We start from the raw sequence: 24,015 nt of genomic DNA on the forward strand, positions 1-24,015 counted from the left end.
TCTTATCCTTCTACCCAATCCAATATTTTATTATCCCTTTTCCTATAGCGAAAGCTCACCTTATAGAAAACTCTCTGTTTTGTAACACATTGCAACGAAATGATAATACCATCATTTTCAAAGACGTACTTCCCACTCACTTCTCCTCTTTCATACTGAAATAAAAAAACATCCTCTTTTTCTTTTTGCTGTAAGTCTTTTTTTATATCTGAAATAGCTCGATCAACAAGTTCCTCCATGAAAAAACTTTGTTCTATTTCAGAATAAAATTTTTTATCCGAAAGTAACATATTCGTTTCGTACATCAAAAAAGAAATGAATAAAATAAGAAAAATAATTGTTCCTGGCATTGCAAATCCATCTTGTTTTCTCATGTTTCTATCTCAATTTCACTATAGCGCACAGCCACGCCTTCATATATTTCACCACTTATATCTTTCACATATATATATAGCAACTGAGGTGTTAATTTATACGAAATCGCTTCAATCCTTTGCAATATAAATTCCCTTCCGCGCATATTTACTTTTCTTATTAAATTACTATTCACTTTTTCATATGTCACCTCATCACCATTACGAAGTTGGAAGCGCAAAATATTCCCACCATTTTCTAGCGCTATCTTCCTCCCACTTGATACTTCACGAAACTCTAATTGCATTTGTCCTAAAAACACATCCCACTCCCAGTCATTTAATCCTTTTGAATGTGTATTTTCTATCCCCATAATATGAAGACGTGGTAAAAGTAAAAAGAACATTGATAAAAGCAACAAACATGCAATCATTTCTATTAATGTAAATCCCACTTCTTTTTTATCTTTTCTCTGCATAAAGGCATTGCTCCATCGCTTTTCCTCTCGTATCTTTCCACATCGTACAAACTTCATCTCCTCTCCAATATGTGTAATATACAATTCCTTTTATGACTTGCTCTTTTACTCGCTTTTCCTCATTCTCATACTTAAATAAGGCCGCTTCTTTTTTTAATAATATTAATGCTTTATAGCTCATTTTTATATTTTTTCTTTCTTGCATAATTAATAATGTTTGCGGGAGCAATAACGATACCGCCATCATTATTAAACTTAACGCTACAACCATTTCAACCATTACTGATCCTTTTTGACACTTCACGATACGTAAATCTCCCTCTTCCAAGCTGAAATACAATCTCATATTTATACCCTCGATAGGAAAGTAAAATCGTACCACCTCTATTAATATTTCCGCTCGGATTATATGTCATTGGATTTGGAAAGGTATGCAAATCAATTTGGACATCTTTATCATATTCTCTCTTAGCAATTAAAAATCCGGTCTCCGATTCCGAGATATAATACATCTGTTTCTCTTTAAACCAGCGTAACGTATAATGTTTTTGACGCTTAATCGCTAACTGCTGCATATACAAAATATCATTTGAAAACTGCTTCAAAAAATGCTCGACTCTTTGTTTTTCATATAATGAAGTAACGTTAAAATGCGTAACAACACTCAGTACAGAAATAGCGAATAAGACAAGTAGCATTTCTAAAAGAGTAAAACCTTTTTGCTTCACGATTTCCCAGCTGATACCGTACCATCATCGGAAATATGGATGGGTTCACCTTTCGGGCAAGTTTTAGAAGTAATATACTTTCCTGTTTCAAGTTCCTCTATTGATGGAATCTTATTATGTTGCAAGTGATATGCTTGTATTTGTGCTTCTATAGATTTCACATAGGCTGCACATCCTTTTCCTTGGACGGATGAGCGCTGTGTAACTACATTTGGAATAATTAATAGTAATAATACAGTTATGACAACCATAACTAATAACATTTCTAAAAGAGTAAAACCCTCCTCATTCTGCATGTAAATGCCCCCTAAATAGAATTCATCATTTGAAACATCGGCATAATCATCGCTAAGTACATCAAAATGACTATAACCCCAAGACATGTAAATAAAATGGGTTGAATCACAAATAACATACGTTTAATTTTTTGTTCTACCTTTTCAATAATGAGCTCACTGTAATCACCAAGCTCATTTGCTAAGTTACCGTTTGCTTGTCCATGTGTAATGATATAAGAAAGTTCTTTCTCGTAATAACCGCTTTTATCAATAATAGATTGTAACGGTTCTCCTGCAATTAATTGCCGCTCAATTAGGGCTGCTTCATACTGAAAGAACGGATGATACTTTTGCTTCATCATTATTGTTAATGCTTCGTGTATCGACAATCCACCGTGTAATAAACCACTTAATTGAGCGGAAAAATAATGCGAATGATTTAAAATAAGAAATGTTTTCATAAGGGGGATACGGATCATAATCTTTACCTTTTGAGTAGGCGGAAGTTTTCGGAAATAAAATATATATAAACTAAATCCCGTTATAACGATAAGAAAAATGATATAAATGAAGTAGGGTAATAATTTAATTGCGACTAAAATTTGCTCCGTAAGTGGTGGTGCTGTAGAACGTAAAGAACTATACATCATTTCAAACTGAGGCAATAAAATGATGTTAAAGACAAACAGCATAATCATTAAAAAAAAGGTTAAAAACATAGGATACCGCATTACTTTCATCATATCTTTCCTATACTTATCCTTCTTATAAAGAAGCACACTCCCTTGTTGTAAAGCAAAAGAAATGTCACCGTGTCGCTCTGCATAAAATAAATAACTTAGCATCTCCGGATGAAACATTAATTGATGAAAAGAAGCATGCAAACTTTGTCCATTTTTCAATCCCTCAATCATACGCTGTAACTGTAATTTCTTTCCTACTGGTAATTGGAACTGCAAAAATTCTAATGCCTGTAAAAGTGAGTAACCTTTCTCTAATAACCCCCCTAGCCTTTTCAACAATAATACTTGATCACTTAAGCTCCATTTTCTCTTAAACATAAATATCTTCTTCTAAAAAACCTAAAGCATATCCTTTTCGCACTGATGCTTCCAATGTTTCATAGTGATACGTAACATGTTCTCCGCTTGCTTCTTTAATCGCTTGTTTTAATTCATATCCATATAACAGTTCATAAATACTCGCCTGCCTTACTTGCCTCATTGATTTACATAAAGTTGAACACTTCCCTCTGCAAAACGGACATTTTAATTCGACGAGCCGCTGAGCAGCTACAGCCAATAATGATTGTTCAATTTCTTGCCTTGTAATACCATAATCCATAAATCGTAATATCGCCCCTTTCGCATCATTTGTATGCAACGTCGTCATTACTAAATGACCTGTCAAACTTGCTCTTACAGCTACTTTTGCTGTTTCTTCATCACGGATTTCACCAACTAATATAATATCTGGGTCATGACGTAAAATAGCCTTTAATCCGGTCTCATATGTGATACCTGCTTTTTCATTAATTTGAATTTGTAATAAACCGTCCTTTCTTCTCTCAACTGGATCTTCAAGTGTAACGATGCGACGTGTTTGCCCTTTTCTAGCTACTTCTAATAACGCATACATTGTTGTTGTTTTTCCAGAACCAGTCGGCCCAGTAAATACGAGTAATCCATGAGAATGCTTTAAAAAAGAGAGTAATTTTTCCGCTGAGCTTGGAAATAACGAAAGATGAGACAATGGCTGAACAGATGCTTGTAAATGGAGGCGAATAACGAGACTTTCTTGATATACTGTTGGAAGTGTTGAAAGGCGTAAATACACTTCTTGTCCATCAATTTGTAAGTACAACGAACCATTTTGAGGTTTTCTCCTCTCTCCTATATCCATTGATGCTAAAAACTTAAAGTGCGAAACAAGCTTTTTTCCAAATTCCTTTTCAATACACCGTTTCGTAATTAAATCTTTCCCTATACGTAATTGAATCGCCACATCCTTCTGCCTGGGCACAATATGTAAGTCCGATGCTTGCACCCCACAAGCTTCTTTCATAATCGTATTCGCAAAAAGCTCGATACCATTCATCAAATTTCCCTCCTCACCATGTATATATCATGAAGAACTGGAAAAGAAAAATTAGGACTTTTGTATTTTCACTAGGATAAAAAGGGAAAATATGTTTGTGAAATTATGAACAATTTCCGAATTATTGTCTGAAATTACCTATATGTATGTTTATCTGTATTATAATGTTAATATCTTGGATAAAGTGATAAAGGTGGAGATCCTAATGGAACAAGCTTTAAAAATTACAGGTGTATTATCTGACCCTACTCGTTATTACATTTATAAATATATTTCGCAAAAACATAATTACGTAACTGTACAAGAAATTGCAGATGAGTTTAACATTCATCCAAACGTAGCGCGTTTACATTTATCTAAATTAGAAGATGTTAATATGCTCAAATCAGAAACAAAAAAAACTGGGAAAGGCGGCAGACCAAGCAGACTATACGTCTTGTCTCAAGATGTCATCCAGTTACAATTCCCATTTCGCGATTATCAATTATTAGCGCAGATAGCATTTAATTCACTGCTAAGCTTAGGTAGCGCTGGTGAAAAAGCGCTATATGAAACAGGGAAACAATTCGGCAAAGAATTAATGCAACAACATATGCATCGCTTAAATGTAAGTGCAGAAGCATTGACGATAGAACAAAAAATGCAAATCGCAAAAGAAGCATTCTCAACAGCTGGTTTATCTCCTGCTTTTGAAATAAGTACGGATGGTACAAAAATTTTCTATGATGTACACAATTGCCCATTTAAAGAAGTTGCTGTTCATCATCCAACTGAAATTTGTAATATGCACGGTGATATGATGAAGGGGATTTTTGAAATCCTATTCCCGAACGCGGAATTAACACGAAATGATAGCCTACTAGACGGATGTAAATCTTGTAACTATAAAGTGCAAATTTAATTTTCTATCTTATAAGAAGTCAATTATTGTAATTGGCTTCTTCTCTTTTATATGAATGAATATTTACAATAGTTAGAAAAATAAACTATAATGAAAAGAGGTTTTACTTTTTTAGAAAAGGAGGGAGATGGCATGGAGCGCATGTTTCGCGTTCTCGGCTTTTGGACTGGAATTTTCTCGGTTATGTTTTACGTAGGGGATATGCATTCGACCGCACTACTATTTTTAGGACAAACAGGATTCTTCGTACTTTTAAGTTATTTAAAATTAACAGAGCGTATGTATATATACGTATTCGGGGCATATTTAACCGTTTTCTTCATCGGATTTACATGGTACACAACATTTTTACTTGTCCCTGGAGCTGGGCATTAAGAGATGGCAAATTGCCATCTTTTTTTTAATCCCGCAATTCCCTAGTTGACTTATAGGTTTTATTACCTTATATTCTATATAACACATTGGAATTAGGGGGAATCAACATGAATACACTGCTTGTCGGAATTAACGTTGCAGTCATGCTCATTTTAGTTGGCGTATTATATTATATGCAACGTAAGCATGTATCTTTTAATAAACGTGTATTTACTGCTTTAGGAGTCGGAATTATATTCGGTCTTATATTACAATTTATTTATGAGCCTACTTCTAAAGTAATTATTGAATCAAATACCTGGTTTAGTTTAATTGGTAACGGTTATGTGAAATTACTTCAAATGATCGTTATGCCACTTATTTTAGTATCTATTATTTCAGCATTTACAAAATTACAATTAACGAAAAATCTTGGTAAAATCAGTGGTCTTATTATCGGAATTTTAATTCTTACTACAGGAATTGCTGCAGCTGTCGGTATAGCTGCAAGCGCGGGATTTGATGTATCAGCAACAGGATTACAACAAGGTGATGCAGAATCTGCTCGTCTGAAATTAGTAGAAGAAAGATTTACTTCTATTGAGAAGACAACAATTCCAGACAAATTATTAGAACTGTTGCCTACAAATCCGTTTCTTGATTTAACAGGTGCTCGTCCAACATCAACAATTTCTGTTGTAATATTTGCCGCATTTATCGGTATTTCCTTTATAGGTGTAAAACGAAAATATCCAGAACAAGCAGAGCTATTTAAGAAGATGCTTGATGCTGTATATGCAATCGTAATGCGTATGGTAACATTAATTTTACGTCTTACTCCATACGGCGTATTAGCTCTTATGGCAAAAACAGTTGCTGGTAGCGATATTAATGCTATTTTAAAACTTGGTAACTTCGTGTTAGCGTCTTACGTAGCACTTATCGTAATGTTTATTATTCACTTATTATTAATCGCGCTATCTGGTTTAAATCCAATTCAGTATTTGAAAAAGGTGTTCCCTGTATTAACATTTGCATTCACATCTCGCTCTAGTGCTGGTGCAATGCCATTAAATATTGAAGCACAAAAAGAAAAGCTTGGTATTTCTGAAGGAATCGCAAACTTCGCAGCATCATTTGGGGTATCAATCGGTCAAAATGGTTGCGCAGGTATTTACCCAGCAATGCTTGCTATGATGGTCGCTCCAACTGTAGGAATCGATCCATTACAACCACAATTTATTTTAACTTTAATCGCTGTCGTTGCTATTAGCTCATTCGGTGTTGCTGGCGTTGGTGGCGGCGCAACATTCGCAGCGCTAATCGTACTATCTACAATGAACTTACCAATCGGCATTGTCGCTCTTGTTATCTCGGTTGAACCATTAATCGATATGGGTCGTACAGCTCTTAACGTAAGTGGTTCTATGACAGCAGGTCTTATTTCTAGTAAATGGCTTGGTGAATTAGATCAAGATACGTACAATCAAGACGATGTAAAAACTGGTGAAATTGCTTCATAATGAAAAGAACGCTAACAAAAATGTTAGCGTCCTTTTTCATTTCTCTCCATCTTCCTCTTTATTTTTTAAACACAGGGCATAACATATTGTCTCAAACACTATGAATAAAGCTCTACCGATTACTTCAGCCATGTTAAAAACACCACCTGTATATTAGAATAGATAATTATAAATAAATTATATATCCTTTCTGACTTTTATAAAAATTACATTTTTGTAATGTTTTACATTAAAATCCAAACTTTATTCTTCTACCAAAAACTCTTCTAGTTGCTCTTTTAACTCTTCCTCAATCTCATAGTAAGATTCCTCAACTAGTTCCCCTATTTTCTTACTCCCCCAAATCCGTGATTGAATTTGCATTCCTAAAAAGAGTCTTTCGCATTTCCAAATTGGAATATTGTGAAACCCAATCATCTCTTGTTCTTCATCTAATATAGCTATCGCAACTGATGAATAATAACCCATCTCAAAGGGATTTTCTTTGTCTCTTACAAATCCCATATCTAATTCCATGTTTTTTTCTATGTATAAATGCGAATGCTCTTTATAAAGTTTAAATGATATTCGCTCTATTTCCTTTTCCATACATTGAATTTTCTCTTTCAATTCCAATGTGAAATCTTGTTCTTTATACTTCATTTCCGCCTCCTTACACATAGAAAAAGAGAATACAATAACATATTCTCTTTTCTCAAATATACTTCATTATCTCACAGCCCGTCCCTTTCACAAATAACCATTCTGCTCGCACCATTTATGAAATTGTCCTACATCTACTCCAACTAAAACGATATCCTTTAGCTCTACATCAATACTTTGTTCCCCAATTACAATAGCAAAGTGGGGTTCTAATTGTTTTTCATTTTTCTTTACAGTTCCAATTCGGTTCCGATGCGGCCCATCTTTTATATATGCTTTTTGTCCTACAATATCAAAGTTCAAGATTCTCACCTCTTTTACTGCGCTCAAATTGGAAATACAATCTCCACCTCGGAAAATTTCCTTTCATTGCACTATTTCTCTATATATATGACGAAACAATAAAAGAGTCCTTCCTTCTTTACAATTATTTTTTCTTTGTTTCATTTTTATGATTAAAACGTAAAGTTTATAATAAAATACACTTGGAAGCGCTTTCTACGTAATTTTTTATGTTATAATATAAAAGTAGAACTTCGTAAAGAGGGTTAAAAAATGAATACAAATATGATTAACAAAGTAATTGAAGCATTAAAAGTATATGGCTTTCAGGATGTATCATTCTGTGAAGAAACGAAGCAATTTTTATTTCATAACGAAACCGATATTATGAGCGGCTATGCAAAAATAACATATAGTAGTCAATTCGAAAAATTTAACGTACAAATTCATCCAATTGAAACGCATCACCAAGCAGAGTTACAAGAGGTTGAAAGACATATACAAGCTTGCATACGAAAAGTAGAGTATTTAAATGCACTTCTTACTGGACAAACAAAGCTAGATGATAAAATTATTATTATGTAAAAAAAGAACGTGATATCCTCACGTTCTTTTTCTTTATATGTTCATCTTTTCTTTCAGTTGTAATCCTGTAACGGATTGTAATACATCCATTACCTCTCCAAAAGTCATATCAAAAATCGTTTTATCTTCTATGTACGGGAATTGTTTAAAACGCTTTTCTAACATTTTCACCGCATCTGATGTGAAATTTGCGCTATCAATGCCAAATTCTGTTTCAAGAAGCACGATCCAATCTAACACGTGAAAACCTAATCCATTTACGAATGAAATCAGTTTTTCTTCTGGCTGTGAAGCTAAGAATACGTTTCGCTCCATCTCACTAAAAAGTTCTTCTCCTAAAATTCCTGCTAACTCATCATCATGTTCGCGTTCAACAATCTCTTCATAACCGTAATCATCAACAAGCTCTTCTACTTCTTCACTATCTGCAAAAAGTAATTGACTACGAATTGCATCTTTCTTAAATTCACTGTTTTGTACAACTTCTAAAAAACTTGTTTCCCATCCATTTTCTAATTTCATATTTATAGCTCCTTTATATGCTTTACTTATAATAACTGTGCCCAAAATAGCCTAATGGTAACCTTCACTCTTTTTTTGCAAGAAATATTTCTCGCTACATTCCCACGTCTAACATTCCACTTTATTCAATATATATGAGACAAGCCCCTCAATTTCTCCTTCGAAAATATCAACTTCTCGTAAATGGTAGAATGTAGTTTGCAACTCATTGCCCTTGTGATATATATAAATTTTCTTTTCTAAAGCAATTGCCATCCCTAATTCTGTATGACTTCCATTCCCACCCTCTAGTATGAGCAAGAAAACATCAGCTTCTCGTATCGCTTCTTGTTCTTCTTCACCAATCTTTTGCAATTGTTCTCTATTGGTTGCTCTTTCATTTTTCGTCCAATCATATGTATGCTGCCATCCCACTTCTTTCAACTGGCTTGATACGAAACGAACAAGATGTTTATTTTGAAATCCTGAAGCAATATAAAATTTCATTTATATCCACTCCTTCAATATGTATGGGGAAACTCCTTTTTTAGCGTTAATGGGATTTCCCCAAAAAAAATCCCCATCTTTAGAACTTATTTGCGTTTCAATGATGGGGTGCCTCATGATCTTCTTTTATTTTTTGTTTTTTATAACTTTCATCAGCTAACATTTCTAGTTCAGCTGTTATTTCTGATTTTTCAAGCTCTCGTTCTTGTGAAAATTTCCGTGAAATATAAACAATAACACTACCAACGTACAACACAAAGCATATAATAAGTGCAGTATTTTCATAGAGACTTAGCTCCAACACAGTCACTCCTAATCCATTCGTATTTTCACGCTTAATCAATTGGAATTTCCCTATTAACCATTTGTTATCCCGCATTAACGGGCAGTAAGACCCCCACCTCAAAATTCAGCAAAAGCAAAGAAGTTAGATGTGGGATTAACTGCCCGTAAAAGCCCGATTAGTTCAACTAATAATCAGTGGGGGATGAACCCCCCACTGATTAAAGTTTCACTTTATTGTAACATAAAAATATCAATTCTTGGAATCTTTCATCCTACTAAAAAAGACATGATTGTTTAATCATGCCTCTGAAATATGTTGAATGATAGTTTTAATCGCTTCTTTTCCATTATATTTTTTTAATGCTGTTTTATACATCTCATTATTATGAGATAGCTCTTCTATATGCTTTATAAGCGAGTTCACCGTTACATCCTCTTCGTATAATACCGATGCATACCCTTGTCTTTCAAAGGACTCTGCATTTAAAATTTGATCTCCACGACTGGCAAATTTCGATAACGGGATTAAAACCATCGGCTTTTGCATTGTTAAAAATTCAAAAATCGCATTGGATCCCGCACGTGAAATAACAAAATCTGTTGCTGCTAATATATCCGGTAATTCTCCATGTACATATTCAAATTGTCTATATCCTGCTTTATTTTGTAAGGATTCATCAAGATTTCCTTTTCCGCAAAGATGCACAATTTGATAATTTTCCAGAAGATCTGGAAGTGCCGATCGAACCGTTTCATTAATTTTCTTTGCTCCTAAACTTCCTCCCATAACAGTAATAACTGATTTCTTACGGGAAAACCCTAGAAACTTTAAACCTTTTTCAAGATTTCCTCTTAGTACTTCTTCACGTACTGGTGATCCTGTATATACTACTTTCTCTTTCGGTAAGTGCTTCGCAGCTTCTTCAAATGTAACAAATATTTTCGAGGCAAAACGGAGCGCAATTTTATTTGCTAGTCCAGGTGTCATATCAGATTCATGTAGCAAAACTGGCACCCTATTTAACCATCCTCCAATTACGACTGGTACAGATACGAAACCACCTTTTGAAAAAATCACATCCGGTTTTAGTTTTCGAATCCTTACATACGCATCCATAACACCTTTCATTACAAGAAAGGGATCTTTTATATTTTTTAAATCAAAATAACGACGTAGCTTTCCGCTTGCAATACTATAATACGGAATGCCTTTCTTTTCTATAATCGTTTTCTCGATCCCTTGATGAGAACCAATATAAGAGATGTCCCAATTTTCTTCCTGTAAATGTGGAATAATGGCTAAATTAGGCGTTACATGCCCTGCCGAACCGCCACCTGTAAAGACTATTTTTTTCATACGTCTCCCCCTTCAACACTATAATACACTAAAATATCTTGCCTCAGGGTGAGAAAATACCATAGCCGTTACAGACGCTTCTGGCTCCATCATAAATCCTTCTGTTAATGAAATACCAATTTCTTCTGGATGAATTAAGCGAAATAATTTTTCTTGATCAGCAAGTTCTGGGCATGCTGGATAACCAAATGATACGCGTATTCCTCTATATTTTGTACGGAATCTCTCTTCCATCGTCAGTTCAGGTGAATCTGGAATTCCCCAGCGATCACGAATGAGCATATGTGTTTTTTCAGCAAGTCCTTCTGCTAATTCAAGTGCTAACGATTGAATTGCATGACTGCGTAAGTAATCTCCCTTCGCCTTCCATTCCTCTGCAATGTCCCGCACTCCTTCCCCAACAGTAACAGATAAGAACGCAACATAGTCCATCTCATCTCCAATAGGGCGTACATAATCTCCTAAAGTACGGTATGGTGCTTTCCCTTGTCTCGGAAATTCAAATCGCTCTATAATACGTGTGTGATCTTCCGGATCGTATATAATTATATTTTGTCCATCACTTTGCGCCGGGAAAAATTGATACACCGCTTTTGGGCGTAACCAAGATTGTCCTTCTTGTAATAATTCATCAATTAAATCATTTAGCTCATGCGCTCTTTTATCCCCTTCTTGCAGGAGTTTTTTTACGTTTCCTTTTAACCCAAGATGGTGTCCAATTAACATTTGTCTATTTAAAAACGGTGCAAGATGAAGGGCAGGAATATCCCGTAATACAACTCGTTTCGTCGAATCTGGCACTATAACAGTTACTTTTGGCAACGGCTCAATAACTGCGGGAATTTCTATTTTTTTCTCCTCTTGTTTCACAATATGAAGATGGCGTTCCTTTTTATCTTGTTTCATCTTCTCACGCTCTTCTTCTTTTTGTAATTTGTTAATAATATCAAGACCTGTCATTGCATCACTTGCATAACATACGAGCCCTTTATAAGATGGAGAAATACGATTATCTGTAAATTTCCTCGTTAGTGCTGCACCACCTACAACAATTGGAATATCAATATTCGCTGCTTTTAAATCTTCGGCAGTCGTTACCATTTGTTGCGCGGATTTTACTAACAAACCAGAAAGACCAATAATATCAGGTTTCTTTTCTTGTACCTCTTGAACAATTCGATCCGAACGAACATTAATTCCTAAATTAATAATTTCATATCCGTTATTTGATAAAATAATTTCAACGAGGTTTTTCCCAATATCATGTACGTCACCTTTTACAGTCGCTAATAATACTTTCCCTTTTTTTGCACTATCACTAGATTCCATATGTGGCTCTAAATAACTTACGGCAGCTTTCATACTTTCAGCACTTTGTAATACTTCAGCAACGATAAGCTCATTACCATTAAATAATCGCCCCACCTCATCCATTCCTGTCATAAGCGGCCCGTTAATAATATCCAGAGGTTTTCGTCCTTCTGTAAGCGCGAGACTTAGATCTTCTTGTAGTCCTTGCTTCGTACCTTCTACAATATAGTTTGCCAGTCGTTCATCAAGTGTTAGCGTTTCTTGTGGAGCGACATCTTTCTTTTTGGCAACACGATAAAAGTTTGTGAATTTTTCTAACGTCTCTTTCGTCGTTTCAAATAATAATGCATCCGCAAGACGTTTTTCTTCCTCTGGGATTGACGCATAGCGCTCTAATTTTTCCGTGTTAACAATCGCATAATCTAATCCTGCTTTCGTTGCATGGTATAGAAAGACAGAGTTCAATACTTCACGTCCTGCTGGTGGTAAACCAAAAGATATGTTACTCACACCTAGAATCGTTAAACATTCTGGTAACGCTTCTTTAATAAGACGAATTCCTTCTATAGTCGCTGCCGCTGAACCTATATATTCTTCATCACCTGTTCCTACAGGAAACACAAGCGCATCAAAAATAATATCAGATGGGCGTATACCATACTTCTTCGTTAATAATTCATAGCTTCTTTTAGCAATCTCTATCTTTCTTTCTGCACTAACTGCCATACCATCTTCATCAATTGTCCCTACAACTATCGCAGCACCGTATTTCCGAAGAAGGGGTGTCACTTTTTCAAAACGTTCTTCTCCATCCTCTAAATTAATAGAATTGATAACACCTTTTCCTTGAATATAAGTAAGAGCTTTCGCCATAACATTTTCATCTGTTGAATCAATCATAATTGGTACTTTTAACACTTTCGTAACTTCCGCCAAGAATCTTTCCATATCTTCTATTTCATCACGATCAGGGTCTGCCATACAAATATCAATAATATGAGCATTTTTCTTCACTTGCGCTCTTGCCACTTCAGCAGCCTCTTCAAATTTACCTTCTGCTACTAATCTTTTAAACTTACGCGATCCAATTACGTTCGTCCTTTCTCCAACAAATAGGGGCCTCATAGAATCATCGTATTGCAACGCTTCTAGTCCACTAATTCCATGTCCAACCCTTTCATGATGCTCACGAGGATTAATCGAGGCAAGCGCCAATTTCATTGCACTTATATGTTCTGGTGTTGTGCCACAACAACCACCAATAATATTAATCCATCCTTCTTCAGCAAAACGTTTTACTTTTTCAGCAAGTGACGCCGGAGATTCGTGATAATGCCCATCTTCATCAGGAAGACCAGCGTTTGGATAACAAGAAATATAACACTCCGATAAATCAGATAGAGAACGCATATGTTCCCTCATAAATTCTGGACCCGTAGCACAGTTTAACCCAACCGATAATGGCTTCATGTGCTCTACCGATAAATAAAAGGCTTCGATCGTTTGACCCGCTAAAGTCGTTCCCATCGGTTCAATTGTTCCAGAAATCATAATAGGTACTATTTTGTTTAGTTCTTCAAACGCCGCTTGAATTCCAAGGTACGCAGCTTTCACATTACGCATATCTTGACTCGTCTCAACGAGCAATACATCAACTTCTCCTTTTAATAGTCCTCTCGCTTGCCTTGTATAGGCTTCGATTAACTCTTCAAAAGTTACACCACCTGTAACACTAATCGCTTTCGTCGTTGGTCCCATCGCTCCCGCAACATATACTTCTTTCCCACTTTCTTTGACTGCTTGCTTCGCCAAAAGCGCTGCCCTTTCGTTTAACTCTTCATCTAAATGAGACAATGCATAATCACTTAATACAATATTTGTTGCACCAAACGTATTCGTTTCAATAATATCTGCACCAGCTTCAATGTAGACTTTATGAATATTTAAAATCACATCCGGTCTTGTTTTTACTAAATATTCATTACACCCTTCGTATGCTTCTCCTCCAAAATCTTCCGCTGTTAAGTCTTCTTGCTGGATCATCGTTCCCATTGCACCATCTAATATTAAAATTTCATGTTGTAATCTCTCTTCTATTCGTTTCATCAATTAATACCCTCTTTCACTTCTTGCTTTTCTCTCACATATTTCACGAGATGTTCTGTAATTTCATATTTTAAAAACGGCGTAATAAGATAAATACCGTTAAAATATTTCATTGCCGCATCAATCAACTCTTGTGAAATACGAATCCCTTCCTCGATAGCAGCCTCTTTCGTTTCATGTCCATCCATTTTTTGTCTTATCTCTTCAGGGAGCGTAATACCCGGTACTTCAAAATGAAGAAAATCTGCATTCCGCTTACTTACTAACGGCATAATTCCAATAAAGATAGGTTGTTCCAGATGCTTTGTCGCTTCATATACTTCTTTAATTAAAGCGACATCATAAATTGGCTGAGTTAAGAAATATTCTGCTCCAGCATCAATTTTTCGTTCCATTCGCTTTACCGCTGCTTTTAAATGCCTTACATGAGGATTGAATGCCCCTCCGACAGAAAATCTTGTTGCCGGACCAATTGATTTCCCTAAAATAGAGCGACCGTCGTTCATCTCTTTAATCATTTTAATTAGCTCTATAGATGACAAATCATATACAGAAGTTGCACCTGGAAAATCACCAACGCGCGCTGGATCACCAGTTAAAGCTAGCACTTCCTCCATACCTAATGCTGATAATCCAAGCAAGTGAGACTGTAGTCCAATGACGTTATGGTCTCTACACGTTAAATGCGTCAATACTGGAATATCATGCTTCGTTAATAATGCACCCATAGCCATATTCGAAACGCGAGGAGATGCTAATGAATTATCTGCTAGAGTAATAGCATCCGCTCCAGCCCTTTTCAGTGCTCTTGCCCCTTCAAAAAAACGCTGCGTGTCTAACGTTTTCGGTGGATCTAATTCCACTACAACTGTCGTTTGTTTCTTTGCCTTTTCTGCGAGAGTAACATGAACTCTCGAACGCTTCTCATGTGTATGGACCACTTTAGGCCTTTGAATCGTCTCCTTTGCTATTACAGGTACAACATTTGCAATAGCACGTTTCATTCCTCCAATATGTTCCGGGGTAGTACCACAGCAACCACCTAATAAACGAATACCTTGTTCAATAAAGTTTGGTGTCATCTCTTCAAAATACGCTGGACTTCCCTCATATACGTAACGCCCTTCCACATAATTCGGGAGACCTGCATTCGGATATGCTGATAAATAGCCATTTTGAGGAATCGATATCATTTTGAAAGCTTCCGTCATATGAAGTGGCCCTAGTTGGCAGTTCAATCCAACAACATTGGCACCGTAATCCAAAAGCTGTTTTAATACTTCATTGACATCATTCCCATTTTGAGTCGTACCTGCCTCATGTAACGCTAACTGAGCAACAATCGGAATATTCGTTTGTTTACGCAATACTTTAACGGCATGCAATAATTCAAATTCATCATAAAAAGTTTCTAATAATAATCCATCAACCTGTTCTTCTAGTAAAGCACCTGCCTGCTCAAGTAACATAAATTCTCGCTCTATATCAGTCGTTGTAACAGCACCAATATGTTTCATACCTCCAATTGTCCCTAAAATTGCATTCCGATCTGTTACTGATGCTTTCGCAATATTCACTGCCGCTTTATTAATTTGAACAACTTGATTTTCTAGACCATACATGCGGAGTTTCGCTTCATTCGCACCATACGTATTCGTTTGAATAACATCCGCTCCAGCAGCTACATATTGTTTATGGATCGATATAATTAAGTCCGGATCAGACAAATTCAATTCTTCAAAACTACTTTGTAAACCATGCGAATGTAATAACGTTCCAACCGCACCATCACCTATTACAATTCCTTTTGATAATAAATCTAGTAATTTCACGAATCTCCCTCATTTCTATCAATATAAAAACCCCCTCTTCACTTTGAAGAGGGGGACATAATTGTTCCTCCTCTTATTATGCAAAACACACGTTTTGCAGGTTTTAGCACCGTTTCAAACATTTAGTTTGAAGGTTGCCGGGTTTCACAGGGCCTTTCCCTCCACCGCTCTCAATAAGAGTTTGTCTTTATTATTTTATTTATGTAGCTAAAAGGAAATACGTTCCCCTTTTAACAATGTTTGTTAATTTTTTATAAATTTAGCATGCACTAAAATAAAAGTCAATGACACTTGCGGAAAAATAAAAATTATTTAAAATAAAGTTGCAATTCAATTATCTTTTGTTGTAAAGTTAAAAACATAATAAAAATTTCATACGAACATTCTTATCTAGAGAGGTAGAGGGACTGGCCCTATGACGCCTCAGCAACCATTAACATTCATTCGTTAATAAGGTGCTAATTCCAGCAAATTGTGAAAGATTTGACAGATGAGAAGAAGACTCTATTCAATCCGAAAGCCTTCTTCTTAGAAGGCTTTTTTCATTTTAAATTCACTTAGTCTTTCACTTTAAAAGGGGGAATTTTCACATGTCAACAATCGAAACAAAACTAGCACAAATCGGGAACCGTAGCGAAGCTACAACAGGAACTGTTAATCCACCTGTTTATTTCTCAACTGCTTATCGTCACGAAGGAATTGGTAAATCTACTGGCTTTGACTATTCAAGAACTGGAAATCCGACTCGCGGTCTTTTAGAACAGGCAATTGCAGACTTAGAAAGCGGTGAGCAAGGGTATGCCTGTAGCTCAGGAATGGCCGCTGTTCTCCTTGTCCTTTCACTATTCCGTTCCGGAGATGAACTTATCGTATCTGAAGACTTATACGGAGGAACATATCGTCTATTTTCCGAACATGAAGACAAGTGGAATATTCGATGTAGATACGTAGATACACAATCTATTAAACAAATTGAGCAAGCAATCACATCTCAAACGAAGGCTATTTTCATAGAAACACCGACTAATCCATTAATGCAAGTTACTGATATCGTAAGTGTAGCAAGTGTAGCGAAAAGGCACGGACTACTTCTTATTGTAGATAACACGTTCTATACACCTTATATACAGCAACCATTAACAGAAGGTGCAAATATCGTCCTTCATAGCGCAACTAAATATTTAGGCGGACATAACGATGTACTAAGCGGACTTGTCGTTGCGAAAGGGAAATCTCTTTGCGAGGAGCTTGCTCATTATCATAATGCCTCTGGTGCTGTCTTAAGCCCGTTTGATTCATGGCTATTAATTCGAGGGATGAAAACTTTAGCACTTCGCATGAAACAGCATGAAGAAAACGCTCATGCAATTGTTGCTTATTTAAATGATGAAGATGGTGTGACAGATGTATTTTATCCAGGAAGAGGTGGTATGATTTCATTTCGCCTTCAAGATGAAACTTGGATTAATCCTTTCTTACAATCTTTATCCTTAATTACATTTGCTGAAAGTCTTGGCGGCGTCGAAAGTTTAATGACTTATCCAGCAACGCAAACTCATGCCGATATTCCAGAAGATATTCGAACAGCACGCGGTGTGTGTAATCGTCTTCTCCGTTTTTCAGTCGGCATCGAAAATAGCAATGATTTAATTCAAGACTTAAAGCAAGCAATTAAACTTGTAAAAGAAGGTGTAAGAATATGAGCTATTCCATAGATACGCTTTTACTGCATAATCAATACAAGCATGACTCACACACAGGAGCTGTTAACGTTCCCATCTATAACACATCAACATTTCATCAGTTTGATGTAGATGCTTTCGGAAAGTATGACTATAGTAGATCTGGAAATCCAACACGTGAAGCTCTTGAAGATATCATTGCTTTATTAGAAGGCGGGACAAAAGGATTTGCCTTTGCATCAGGCATTGCAGCCATTTCTACTGCATTTCTCCTTCTTTCACAAGGTGACCATGTTCTTATTTCAGAAGATGTATATGGAGGCACTTATCGAATTGTTACTGAAGTTCTCTCCCGTTATGGTGTTTCACATACATTTGTTGATATGACCAATGTAGAAGAAGTAAAAGAAAACATTAAACCGAATACGAAGCTCTTTTATGTAGAAACACCTTCTAACCCACTTTTAAAAGTGACAGATATTCGTGCTGTTTCTAATCTTGCAAAATCTATTGGTGCTCTTACTTTTGTTGATAATACATTTTTGACGCCACTATTTCAAAAGCCACTTGATCTTGGCGCCGATGTTGTTCTTCATAGTGCAACAAAATTTATTGCTGGTCATAGTGATGTCACCGCCGGATTAGCTGTCGTAAAAGATGAAGAGCTTGCTCAAAAGCTCGGCTTTCTACAAAACGCTTTTGGTGCTATTTTAGGACCGCAAGATTGTTCTCTCGTGCTTCGCGGCATTAAAACATTGCATGTACGTCTCGAACATTCAGCTGCAGGTACCAACAAAATCGCACATTTTTTACAGGAGCACTCTAAAGTTCAAAATGTCTATTACCCTGGATTACAATCACATCTTGGCTATAATATTCAACAAAATCAAGCAACATCGGCTGGGGCTGTTTTATCTTTCACCTTACAATCCGAAGATGCACTGCGCCAATTCTTATCAAAAGTCAAACTGCCCGTTTTTGCGGTTAGTCTAGGAGCTGTTGAATCTATTCTTTCATATCCAGCAAAAATGTCACATGCAGCCTTATCACAGGAAGCACGTGATGAAAGAGGGATTTCTAATTCATTACTCCGTTTATCGGTTGGTCTTGAAAATGTTAACGATTTAATATCCGATTTCGAAAATGCTCTTTCTTATGTAGAAGAACCTGTAAATGCATAGAGAGAAAAGAAGATATGAAATTAAGTTTTCATATCTTCTTTTTATGCTGTCTAGCATATTCATTTTAATGTTTTTTCTTTTTGTATAGTTCATTAAAAAATAAAAGTATATCATCTATTTCCAAGTAATGGATTAATTGATATATTAAGAAATAAAAAAGGGGTAAAAATAATGGATACTTGCGCAGATATTTTAATCGTTATCGATTTACAAAATGGGGTATGTTATAGCGGAGAGCATTTATTTGATTTACAAAACTTGCTTACAAAAGTAAATAAAAGAATTTCTTCATACAGAAAATCAAATAAACCAATCATTTTTATTCAACATTGTGATGATGATTTAGTACCCGAAAAAGAACTTTGGGCTATTCATACCGATTTAGATGTTCAAGAACAAGATTTTTTTGTAAGAAAAACACATGCAAATTCATTTTATAAAACAAACTTAAAAGAAATTTTAGATCAATTATCTGTACATCGTATTGAATTCTGTGGTGCCCAAACAGAATACTGCATGGATGCTACGATTAAATTTGCCCACGGACTAGGATACGAAAACTTCATGGGACAGAAAACAACCTCTACGTTAAACAATCCATTTATGTCCGCAAAAGAGACAATTGATTTTTATGAGAATATATGGAACCACAGATTTTTAAAGTTGATAAAAGATGAGCTCTAGAATAAATGACTAATGACTAATGACTAATGACTAATGACTAATGACTGGATCATTCTAAGATTTATCAGCTACACTCAAGTGTCTCATTATCATCATAAAGAAGCTGATTACATTGGGCTTCTTTTAAACTGTTTTATATTCTATATATAACATTATAATTCCTTTTTCATATTATTTTAAAAATTTTGTATATTCATTTGAAAGAATAAGAAAATCATGATAAAATTGTGTTACGAATATATCTATATCTTTCAATTTTTGAAACGCATCAAAATTTTCACCCAAAAATGTCATTTTACAAAACTGTGCAAATTTATCTATTTTATTTACATCAGGGTCTCTTTTCTTACAATTTCTTTACTTTAGGACTTTTTTTCTGCAACAACTGTTTTCTTTTCTTTAATTTTTTGGTATGTATAGTATGGTATAACAGCTCACACGGAGGTGGAAAAGAACATGTTAGAAACCTTTCAAAAAGAAATAGAACTTTATGAAAGCAATGCAGAATTATTGAAAGTGCTTGCTCATCCTGTTCGCTTATGTATTGTAAAGGGATTAATTGAACGTGGCCCAAGCAACGTTTCTACAATGTACACAGGCTTAAACATGCCACAATCTACAATTTCACAGCATTTAGCAAAGTTAAAAAGTGCTAAAATCGTTTCTAGTGAAAGAAAAGGATTGGAAATTTACTACAAAGTAGAAAACGAAACAATTATTCAACTCGTTCGCGTATTATTAGGTTAGGGACCTATAGACAGAGAAAAAGAGCGTATTCTATATTTTTCATCTCATATCTTTAATATAAATATATATCATGAGAGAAAATATATAATGCTACATAATTAAAAGTCGTATTAAAAAACAAGACACAGAAAATACTGTGTCTTGTTTTTTTTATATTGTTAAATATTGATTCAAAAGTAAATTCTTCATATCTTTCGTGTGTATAACAACATCGAAAGCATTACCTAATCCTCCGTTCAAAATCATAGAACGAACTGCTCGATTTCGTTTTTGAGTTTCAGAAAAAGGATTGGTATCTTGATGGCTAGCAAGCTGATCTAATATTCCTGCTGCTAACAAAAACTCTGATTGCTTCCTATGCCATATCGTATTAATTCCTTGTAGCTCAAAATTCATCTTCAACTCATCCCAATGAACATGCGTAGTAAGGTCCATTTCTCCTGGATATGCAAGTGGATTACGAATTAGCTTATGCTTATAATATCCTCTTAAACTTCCTTCATGATGTGCAGGATGCATCCATTCTTCTTTTGTATATCCATAATCAACTGTAATACATATACCTTTCTGAAACCATTTCGCAATCTCTTCTATATACTCTTCCATTGCAATAGGCACTTCAAAGCGCTGTCCCTCAGCAATGTGAATGTTATATTTCAATAAGTAACGACCGATTCTTTTCTCTATCGGTCTAAATACTTCTGTAAGGTTCCCCTCATCTGTATACGTGATACGTACTTCATACAAAATTCCATTTCTTTTCTCAACTATTTCAACAGGAAACGCATCAAATAATTCATTCGAAAAAATAATTCCTTCGAAAGACTCTCCCATTTCAATATAAGATGTATAATACGACACATTATCAAATAAGCAAAGCCTCTCCTGTTGTAGCCTTCTATGAAAAGGGCTCACTTCAATAATTGAATAGTTTAAATTGATAAAGGTTTCCGGAGATAATTGTTTCCATTCTTGTAAAATATCATAGGCAAACTTTCCTGTTCCCCCACCAATCTCACAAATATTTGGAGAAACTTCTCCCTTTTCAACAAGCCGAATAAAAAACTTAGCAAAAGTCTTCGCAAATACAGAAGATACATTGCTACTCGTAAAAAAATCTCCCTGTCTGCCAATTTTTTCACGTTCTCTCATATAATACCCATGTTCCTCTGCATATAATACGAGGCTCATATACGTACTATATGAAATCGAATGATCCTTTTCTTTTCCCATCCATTCTCTTAAAATGAGCTCCATCCCCATAATGACTCCTTATTGTAAAAATGGATTATTTTCTTTTTCAAAACCAATGCTTGTTTCTGGACCGTGTCCACATAGCACCGCTGTTTCATCTGGTAATACAAATAATTTCTCTTCAATACTTCCAATTAATTCAGCAAAACTTCCACCAGGTAAATCCGTTCTTCCAATACTCATTTGAAACAATACATCTCCAGAAAATACAGCATTCGCTTCTTTACTATAATAAGAAATACTTCCTGGAGAATGTCCTGGTGTCTCAAAAATTTCAAAATTAAAAGAACCGATCGTTAATGTACCCTCTTCGTCAATAATATGATCTGCTGGTTTTGCTGTAATACTGCGGTTCATCATAAAAATTTGCGAGCCATTCACAGTTGCATCACCTAACCAATCCGCTTCTTCTTTATGTACGTATACAGGAATATGAAAAGCGTCTCTCACCACATCAACAGCACCGATATGATCGAAATGAGCATGTGTTAATAAAACCGCAAGTGGTTTTAACTGTGCTTCTTGTAAATATGTAACAAGTTTCTCTCCTTCATGGCCAGGATCAAAGATAATACACTCATTTTGATCATTCGTTAAAATATAAGCATTTGTTTGTAATGGGCCTAACGGCATTTGTATCCATTTCATATGAAAATCTCCTCCAGTTATTTAATTTACTTTCAATGATACAACATTTCTTTCTCTTAGGAAAAGAAGGGGTGTTATCTCGACAATCATTTTTAAAACATGTACAATATAAAAGAGTAAAAATTCTAAAAACTCATCCTAAGGAATGAGTAGACAGAGGAGGATATTGTATGGGCCTTGTTATTATTTTTACGCTAGTCACTCTGTTAGCTGTATTTGCTACGCTTAGAACACTTCGCGAAAAAAACTTATTCGCGGGCGGCTTCGCTATTGCAACCGTACTTGTTTTCGGATGGTTTACAATCATGACTGTTCTATATAATGGGTACCCACCAACAGCTTAATCCATTTACATTTTTATTCTCCAACAAGATCTTGCATAAAAAGAGGAAGGGGGTCCCTTCCTCTTCTCATTATTCACAACTTATATCATCTTCGCCTCGTATTTGTGCTTTTTTACAAGCCACGCTCCTCCAATTACACCTGCATCATTACCAAGTATTGCAATTGCTAATTTTGTACTCTTTACAGCACGAGAGAAAGCATATTGCTCGAAATAACGTTGAATTGGCTCTAATAGTGCATCTCCAGCTTTAGATACGCCACCACCAATTACGATTTTCTCTGGGTTCAACGTACTAGCAAGGTTCGCTACAGCTAATCCTAAATAAGAAGCTACTTTTTCCACTACTTCACCTGCTAGTTCGTCACCTTGTCCAAGCGCTTCAAACACATCTTTTGATGTAATAAGCCCTTCTTCTGCTAACATAGAACGTAAAACACTTTCTTTATCTGTCTCTTGTATTTTTTGCATAGCAACACGCACAATACCTGTTGCAGAAGCTACTGTTTCTAAGCAACCTGACTTCCCGCAATTACATGGAAAAGCGTTCTCTGTAACAACTGTAATATGTCCAATCTCACCAGCAGCACCGCTTATACCATGTACAATCTCACCATTGGCGATAACACCACCACCAACACCAGTGCCAAGTGTCATACAAATTAAATCTTTTGCTCCTTCGCCAGCACCTTTCCACATTTCACCAAGCGCCGCTAAGTTTGCATCATTATCAATCACAACAGGTAATCCTGTTTCTACTTCTAGCAAGTCTTTTAACGGATAGTTTTTCCATCCTAAATTAACCGCTTCATAAATCATTCCAGATGCCACATGTACAGGACCAGGAGCTCCCATACCAATACCAATTAGCTTGCTTTTTAATTCACCTAATTCTTCTAACTTTTTATCAATAGCTTTCGCTACATCAAGTGTAATATGTTTTCCTTGTTCATTTGTATTCGTAGGGATTTCCCACTTATGTAAAATTTCACCGTACACATTAATAAATGCTAATTTAATCGTTGTACCACCAAGGTCAACACCAACTAACCATTTCTCTTCCATGTTACTTACCTACCTTTATCTAATTCTTATTTAGCTCTTTTTGAATTTCTTGCTTCAATAAAAATAAAGCTGTTTGATAGTCTTGTGGATCGATTAGCTGTGATTGATTTAATTCACGCAATTCATCTTGCATTAATTGTAAATCTGCAATTCGATCACCCGTATAAATAATCGTACCAAATTTCTTTAGCAATTGCTGAATATCATAAATAGATACCATTTCATCACCCTCTATGCTCACTTACTATAAAAAATTATAATAAGAAAACGTTCACATATTTTATTATAAT

At 35.4% G+C, this 24,015-nt stretch carries 28 protein-coding genes and 2 riboswitches; of the genes, 9 read left to right on the top strand and 19 right to left on the bottom strand.

Features of this window, described 5'->3' with window-relative positions; all coding sequences use genetic code 11:
* Positions 1-2 precede the first annotated feature (2 nt).
* Genes comGG through comGA form a run of 7 tightly spaced genes read right to left on the bottom strand, consistent with a single transcriptional unit; the run spans position 3 to position 3,935 of the window.
* Positions 3-374, bottom strand: coding sequence for a competence type IV pilus minor pilin ComGG (comGG, locus tag ACFWDE_RS00155; protein WP_377889255.1), 372 nt, complete (start codon positions 372-374; stop codon positions 3-5).
* Positions 371-832 (bottom strand): competence type IV pilus minor pilin ComGF, encoded by a 462-nt coding sequence (gene comGF, locus ACFWDE_RS00160; protein ID WP_377889257.1) that lies wholly within the window; start codon positions 830-832, stop codon positions 371-373. Before comGF ends, comGG begins: the two co-directional genes overlap by 4 nt.
* Positions 816-1,112 carry a type II secretion system protein gene (locus ACFWDE_RS00165; protein WP_377889483.1) on the bottom strand — a complete coding sequence of 99 codons (297 nt, stop codon included), beginning with the start codon at positions 1,110-1,112 and terminating at the stop codon, positions 816-818. Before ACFWDE_RS00165 ends, comGF begins: the two co-directional genes overlap by 17 nt.
* Complete coding sequence (comGD, locus tag ACFWDE_RS00170; protein WP_377889259.1) at positions 1,105-1,560, bottom strand: competence type IV pilus minor pilin ComGD; 456 nt, start codon at positions 1,558-1,560, stop codon at positions 1,105-1,107. Before comGD ends, ACFWDE_RS00165 begins: the two co-directional genes overlap by 8 nt.
* Positions 1,557-1,856 carry a competence type IV pilus major pilin ComGC gene (gene comGC, locus ACFWDE_RS00175; protein WP_002088623.1) on the bottom strand — a complete coding sequence of 100 codons (300 nt, stop codon included), beginning with the start codon at positions 1,854-1,856 and terminating at the stop codon, positions 1,557-1,559. Before comGC ends, comGD begins: the two co-directional genes overlap by 4 nt.
* Before the next feature lie 11 nt (positions 1,857-1,867).
* Positions 1,868-2,905: a competence type IV pilus assembly protein ComGB gene (comGB, locus tag ACFWDE_RS00180; protein WP_377889485.1), complete on the bottom strand. Its 1,038-nt coding sequence runs from the start codon at positions 2,903-2,905 to the stop codon at positions 1,868-1,870.
* Positions 2,892-3,935 (bottom strand): competence type IV pilus ATPase ComGA, encoded by a 1,044-nt coding sequence (gene comGA, locus ACFWDE_RS00185; protein WP_219920191.1) that lies wholly within the window; start codon positions 3,933-3,935, stop codon positions 2,892-2,894. The genes comGB and comGA overlap by 14 nt, the downstream gene beginning before the upstream one ends.
* Before the next feature lie 205 nt (positions 3,936-4,140).
* Between comGA and ACFWDE_RS00190 the strand changes: the two genes are divergently transcribed.
* The 3 genes from ACFWDE_RS00190 to ACFWDE_RS00200 all read left to right on the top strand — a co-directional run bounded on the left by ACFWDE_RS00190 (position 4,141) and on the right by ACFWDE_RS00200 (position 6,713).
* Positions 4,141-4,836 (top strand): helix-turn-helix transcriptional regulator, encoded by a 696-nt coding sequence (locus ACFWDE_RS00190; protein WP_002067110.1) that lies wholly within the window; start codon positions 4,141-4,143, stop codon positions 4,834-4,836.
* 132 nt (positions 4,837-4,968) lie between these two features.
* On the top strand, positions 4,969-5,211 hold the full coding sequence (locus ACFWDE_RS00195) for a DUF2626 domain-containing protein (protein WP_002015110.1): 243 nt from the start codon (positions 4,969-4,971) through the stop codon (positions 5,209-5,211).
* Between the two features lie 107 nt (positions 5,212-5,318).
* Positions 5,319-6,713, top strand: a complete 1,395-nt coding sequence (locus tag ACFWDE_RS00200) for an L-cystine transporter (protein WP_016096111.1) — start codon at positions 5,319-5,321, stop codon at positions 6,711-6,713.
* 243 nt (positions 6,714-6,956) lie between these two features.
* Here the strand turns inward: ACFWDE_RS00200 and ACFWDE_RS00205 are convergent, their stop codons facing one another.
* Together ACFWDE_RS00205 and ACFWDE_RS00210 are read right to left on the bottom strand one after the other, a co-directional pair.
* Positions 6,957-7,355, bottom strand: a complete 399-nt coding sequence (locus ACFWDE_RS00205) for a hypothetical protein (protein WP_377889263.1) — start codon at positions 7,353-7,355, stop codon at positions 6,957-6,959.
* An 87-nt stretch (positions 7,356-7,442) separates the two neighbouring features.
* On the bottom strand, positions 7,443-7,658 hold the full coding sequence (locus ACFWDE_RS00210; RefSeq protein ID WP_377889265.1) for a DUF3912 family protein: 216 nt from the start codon (positions 7,656-7,658) through the stop codon (positions 7,443-7,445).
* Between the two features lie 252 nt (positions 7,659-7,910).
* Between ACFWDE_RS00210 and ACFWDE_RS00215 the strand changes: the two genes are divergently transcribed.
* Positions 7,911-8,222 carry a hypothetical protein gene (locus ACFWDE_RS00215; RefSeq protein ID WP_377889267.1) on the top strand — a complete coding sequence of 104 codons (312 nt, stop codon included), beginning with the start codon at positions 7,911-7,913 and terminating at the stop codon, positions 8,220-8,222.
* Between the two features lie 33 nt (positions 8,223-8,255).
* On the opposite strand, the gene ACFWDE_RS00220 is transcribed toward ACFWDE_RS00215, so the two are convergent.
* The 6 genes from ACFWDE_RS00220 to ACFWDE_RS00245 form a co-directional block, all read right to left on the bottom strand.
* The gene (locus ACFWDE_RS00220) at positions 8,256-8,744 is read right to left on the bottom strand and encodes a hypothetical protein (protein WP_377889268.1); all 489 of its coding nucleotides are present in this window, start codon (positions 8,742-8,744) and stop codon (positions 8,256-8,258) included.
* 108 nt (positions 8,745-8,852) lie between these two features.
* Positions 8,853-9,230, bottom strand: a complete 378-nt coding sequence (locus ACFWDE_RS00225; RefSeq protein ID WP_002034029.1) for a nucleoside 2-deoxyribosyltransferase — start codon at positions 9,228-9,230, stop codon at positions 8,853-8,855.
* A gap of 97 nt (positions 9,231-9,327) precedes the next feature.
* The gene (locus tag ACFWDE_RS00230; protein ID WP_085960924.1) at positions 9,328-9,570 is read right to left on the bottom strand and encodes a DUF3966 domain-containing protein; all 243 of its coding nucleotides are present in this window, start codon (positions 9,568-9,570) and stop codon (positions 9,328-9,330) included.
* A 243-nt stretch (positions 9,571-9,813) separates the two neighbouring features.
* Positions 9,814-10,872, bottom strand: coding sequence for an undecaprenyldiphospho-muramoylpentapeptide beta-N-acetylglucosaminyltransferase (locus tag ACFWDE_RS00235; protein ID WP_377889271.1), 1,059 nt, complete (start codon positions 10,870-10,872; stop codon positions 9,814-9,816).
* Between the two features lie 18 nt (positions 10,873-10,890).
* Positions 10,891-14,289, bottom strand: coding sequence for a methionine synthase (metH, locus tag ACFWDE_RS00240; RefSeq protein ID WP_377889487.1), 3,399 nt, complete (start codon positions 14,287-14,289; stop codon positions 10,891-10,893).
* The gene (locus ACFWDE_RS00245) at positions 14,289-16,121 is read right to left on the bottom strand and encodes a bifunctional homocysteine S-methyltransferase/methylenetetrahydrofolate reductase (protein WP_377889273.1); all 1,833 of its coding nucleotides are present in this window, start codon (positions 16,119-16,121) and stop codon (positions 14,289-14,291) included. Before ACFWDE_RS00245 ends, metH begins: the two co-directional genes overlap by 1 nt.
* Positions 16,122-16,191: 70 nt before the next feature.
* Positions 16,192-16,301: riboswitch (SAM riboswitch) on the bottom strand.
* Positions 16,302-16,504: 203 nt separating this feature from the next.
* Positions 16,505-16,618, top strand: a riboswitch (SAM riboswitch).
* Positions 16,619-16,711: 93 nt separating this feature from the next.
* Between ACFWDE_RS00245 and metI the strand changes: the two genes are divergently transcribed.
* The 4 genes from metI (at position 16,712) to ACFWDE_RS00265 (ending at position 20,415) form a co-directional block, all read left to right on the top strand.
* Positions 16,712-17,824 carry a cystathionine gamma-synthase/O-acetylhomoserine thiolyase gene (gene metI / locus ACFWDE_RS00250; protein WP_219920212.1) on the top strand — a complete coding sequence of 371 codons (1,113 nt, stop codon included), beginning with the start codon at positions 16,712-16,714 and terminating at the stop codon, positions 17,822-17,824.
* Positions 17,821-18,984: a cystathionine beta-lyase gene (gene metC / locus ACFWDE_RS00255; protein ID WP_377889275.1), complete on the top strand. Its 1,164-nt coding sequence runs from the start codon at positions 17,821-17,823 to the stop codon at positions 18,982-18,984. The genes metI and metC overlap by 4 nt, the downstream gene beginning before the upstream one ends.
* Positions 18,985-19,155: 171 nt before the next feature.
* Positions 19,156-19,668, top strand: coding sequence for a cysteine hydrolase family protein (locus tag ACFWDE_RS00260; RefSeq protein ID WP_078182004.1), 513 nt, complete (start codon positions 19,156-19,158; stop codon positions 19,666-19,668).
* 456 nt (positions 19,669-20,124) lie between these two features.
* Positions 20,125-20,415, top strand: coding sequence for an ArsR/SmtB family transcription factor (locus tag ACFWDE_RS00265; protein WP_000894375.1), 291 nt, complete (start codon positions 20,125-20,127; stop codon positions 20,413-20,415).
* 150 nt (positions 20,416-20,565) lie between these two features.
* Here ACFWDE_RS00265 and ACFWDE_RS00270 read toward each other — a convergent pair whose 3' ends face one another.
* Entirely contained in the window at positions 20,566-21,678 is a 1,113-nt protein-coding gene (locus tag ACFWDE_RS00270) for a class I SAM-dependent methyltransferase (protein WP_377889277.1), read from the bottom strand.
* A gap of 9 nt (positions 21,679-21,687) precedes the next feature.
* Entirely contained in the window at positions 21,688-22,317 is a 630-nt protein-coding gene (locus tag ACFWDE_RS00275; protein WP_377889279.1) for an MBL fold metallo-hydrolase, read from the bottom strand.
* 170 nt (positions 22,318-22,487) lie between these two features.
* Here ACFWDE_RS00275 and ACFWDE_RS00280 point away from each other — a divergent pair, with 170 nt between their 5' ends.
* Complete coding sequence (locus ACFWDE_RS00280) at positions 22,488-22,661, top strand: DUF2759 domain-containing protein (RefSeq protein ID WP_002015138.1); 174 nt, start codon at positions 22,488-22,490, stop codon at positions 22,659-22,661.
* An 80-nt stretch (positions 22,662-22,741) separates the two neighbouring features.
* Here ACFWDE_RS00280 and glcK read toward each other — a convergent pair whose 3' ends face one another.
* Complete coding sequence (glcK, locus tag ACFWDE_RS00285) at positions 22,742-23,725, bottom strand: glucokinase (protein WP_002145726.1); 984 nt, start codon at positions 23,723-23,725, stop codon at positions 22,742-22,744.
* A gap of 19 nt (positions 23,726-23,744) precedes the next feature.
* Positions 23,745-23,945: a YqgQ family protein gene (locus tag ACFWDE_RS00290; RefSeq protein WP_000253699.1), complete on the bottom strand. Its 201-nt coding sequence runs from the start codon at positions 23,943-23,945 to the stop codon at positions 23,745-23,747.
* Positions 23,946-24,015 lie beyond the last annotated feature (70 nt).

It is taken from the genome of Bacillus sp. NPDC060175, assembly GCF_042728695.1.
GTDB lineage: Bacteria > Bacillota > Bacilli > Bacillales > Bacillaceae_G > Bacillus_A.

Bases quoted from the DNA above. Each gene is read 5' to 3' on its own strand.
- comGG (WP_377889255.1), bottom strand. From the start codon at position 374: ATGAGAAAACAAGATGGATTTGCAATGCCAGGAACAATTATTTTTCTT.
- comGF (WP_377889257.1), bottom strand. From the start codon at position 832: ATGCAGAGAAAAGATAAAAAAGAAGTGGGATTTACATTAATAGAAATG.
- ACFWDE_RS00165 (WP_377889483.1), bottom strand. From the start codon at position 1,112: ATGGTTGAAATGGTTGTAGCGTTAAGTTTAATAATGATGGCGGTATCG.
- comGC (WP_002088623.1), bottom strand. From the start codon at position 1,856: ATGCAGAATGAGGAGGGTTTTACTCTTTTAGAAATGTTATTAGTTATG.
- comGA (WP_219920191.1), bottom strand. From the start codon at position 3,935: ATGAATGGTATCGAGCTTTTTGCGAATACGATTATGAAAGAAGCTTGT.
- ACFWDE_RS00190 (WP_002067110.1), top strand. From the start codon at position 4,141: ATGGAACAAGCTTTAAAAATTACAGGTGTATTATCTGACCCTACTCGT.
- ACFWDE_RS00195 (WP_002015110.1), top strand. From the start codon at position 4,969: ATGGAGCGCATGTTTCGCGTTCTCGGCTTTTGGACTGGAATTTTCTCG.
- ACFWDE_RS00200 (WP_016096111.1), top strand. From the start codon at position 5,319: ATGAATACACTGCTTGTCGGAATTAACGTTGCAGTCATGCTCATTTTA.
- ACFWDE_RS00205 (WP_377889263.1), bottom strand. From the start codon at position 7,355: ATGAAGTATAAAGAACAAGATTTCACATTGGAATTGAAAGAGAAAATT.
- ACFWDE_RS00215 (WP_377889267.1), top strand. From the start codon at position 7,911: ATGAATACAAATATGATTAACAAAGTAATTGAAGCATTAAAAGTATAT.
- ACFWDE_RS00220 (WP_377889268.1), bottom strand. From the start codon at position 8,744: ATGAAATTAGAAAATGGATGGGAAACAAGTTTTTTAGAAGTTGTACAA.
- ACFWDE_RS00225 (WP_002034029.1), bottom strand. From the start codon at position 9,230: ATGAAATTTTATATTGCTTCAGGATTTCAAAATAAACATCTTGTTCGT.
- ACFWDE_RS00235 (WP_377889271.1), bottom strand. From the start codon at position 10,872: ATGAAAAAAATAGTCTTTACAGGTGGCGGTTCGGCAGGGCATGTAACG.
- metH (WP_377889487.1), bottom strand. From the start codon at position 14,289: ATGAAACGAATAGAAGAGAGATTACAACATGAAATTTTAATATTAGAT.
- metI (WP_219920212.1), top strand. From the start codon at position 16,712: ATGTCAACAATCGAAACAAAACTAGCACAAATCGGGAACCGTAGCGAA.
- metC (WP_377889275.1), top strand. From the start codon at position 17,821: ATGAGCTATTCCATAGATACGCTTTTACTGCATAATCAATACAAGCAT.
- ACFWDE_RS00260 (WP_078182004.1), top strand. From the start codon at position 19,156: ATGGATACTTGCGCAGATATTTTAATCGTTATCGATTTACAAAATGGG.
- ACFWDE_RS00265 (WP_000894375.1), top strand. From the start codon at position 20,125: ATGTTAGAAACCTTTCAAAAAGAAATAGAACTTTATGAAAGCAATGCA.
- ACFWDE_RS00270 (WP_377889277.1), bottom strand. From the start codon at position 21,678: ATGGGGATGGAGCTCATTTTAAGAGAATGGATGGGAAAAGAAAAGGAT.
- ACFWDE_RS00275 (WP_377889279.1), bottom strand. From the start codon at position 22,317: ATGAAATGGATACAAATGCCGTTAGGCCCATTACAAACAAATGCTTAT.
- ACFWDE_RS00280 (WP_002015138.1), top strand. From the start codon at position 22,488: ATGGGCCTTGTTATTATTTTTACGCTAGTCACTCTGTTAGCTGTATTT.
- glcK (WP_002145726.1), bottom strand. From the start codon at position 23,725: ATGGAAGAGAAATGGTTAGTTGGTGTTGACCTTGGTGGTACAACGATT.
- ACFWDE_RS00290 (WP_000253699.1), bottom strand. From the start codon at position 23,945: ATGGTATCTATTTATGATATTCAGCAATTGCTAAAGAAATTTGGTACG.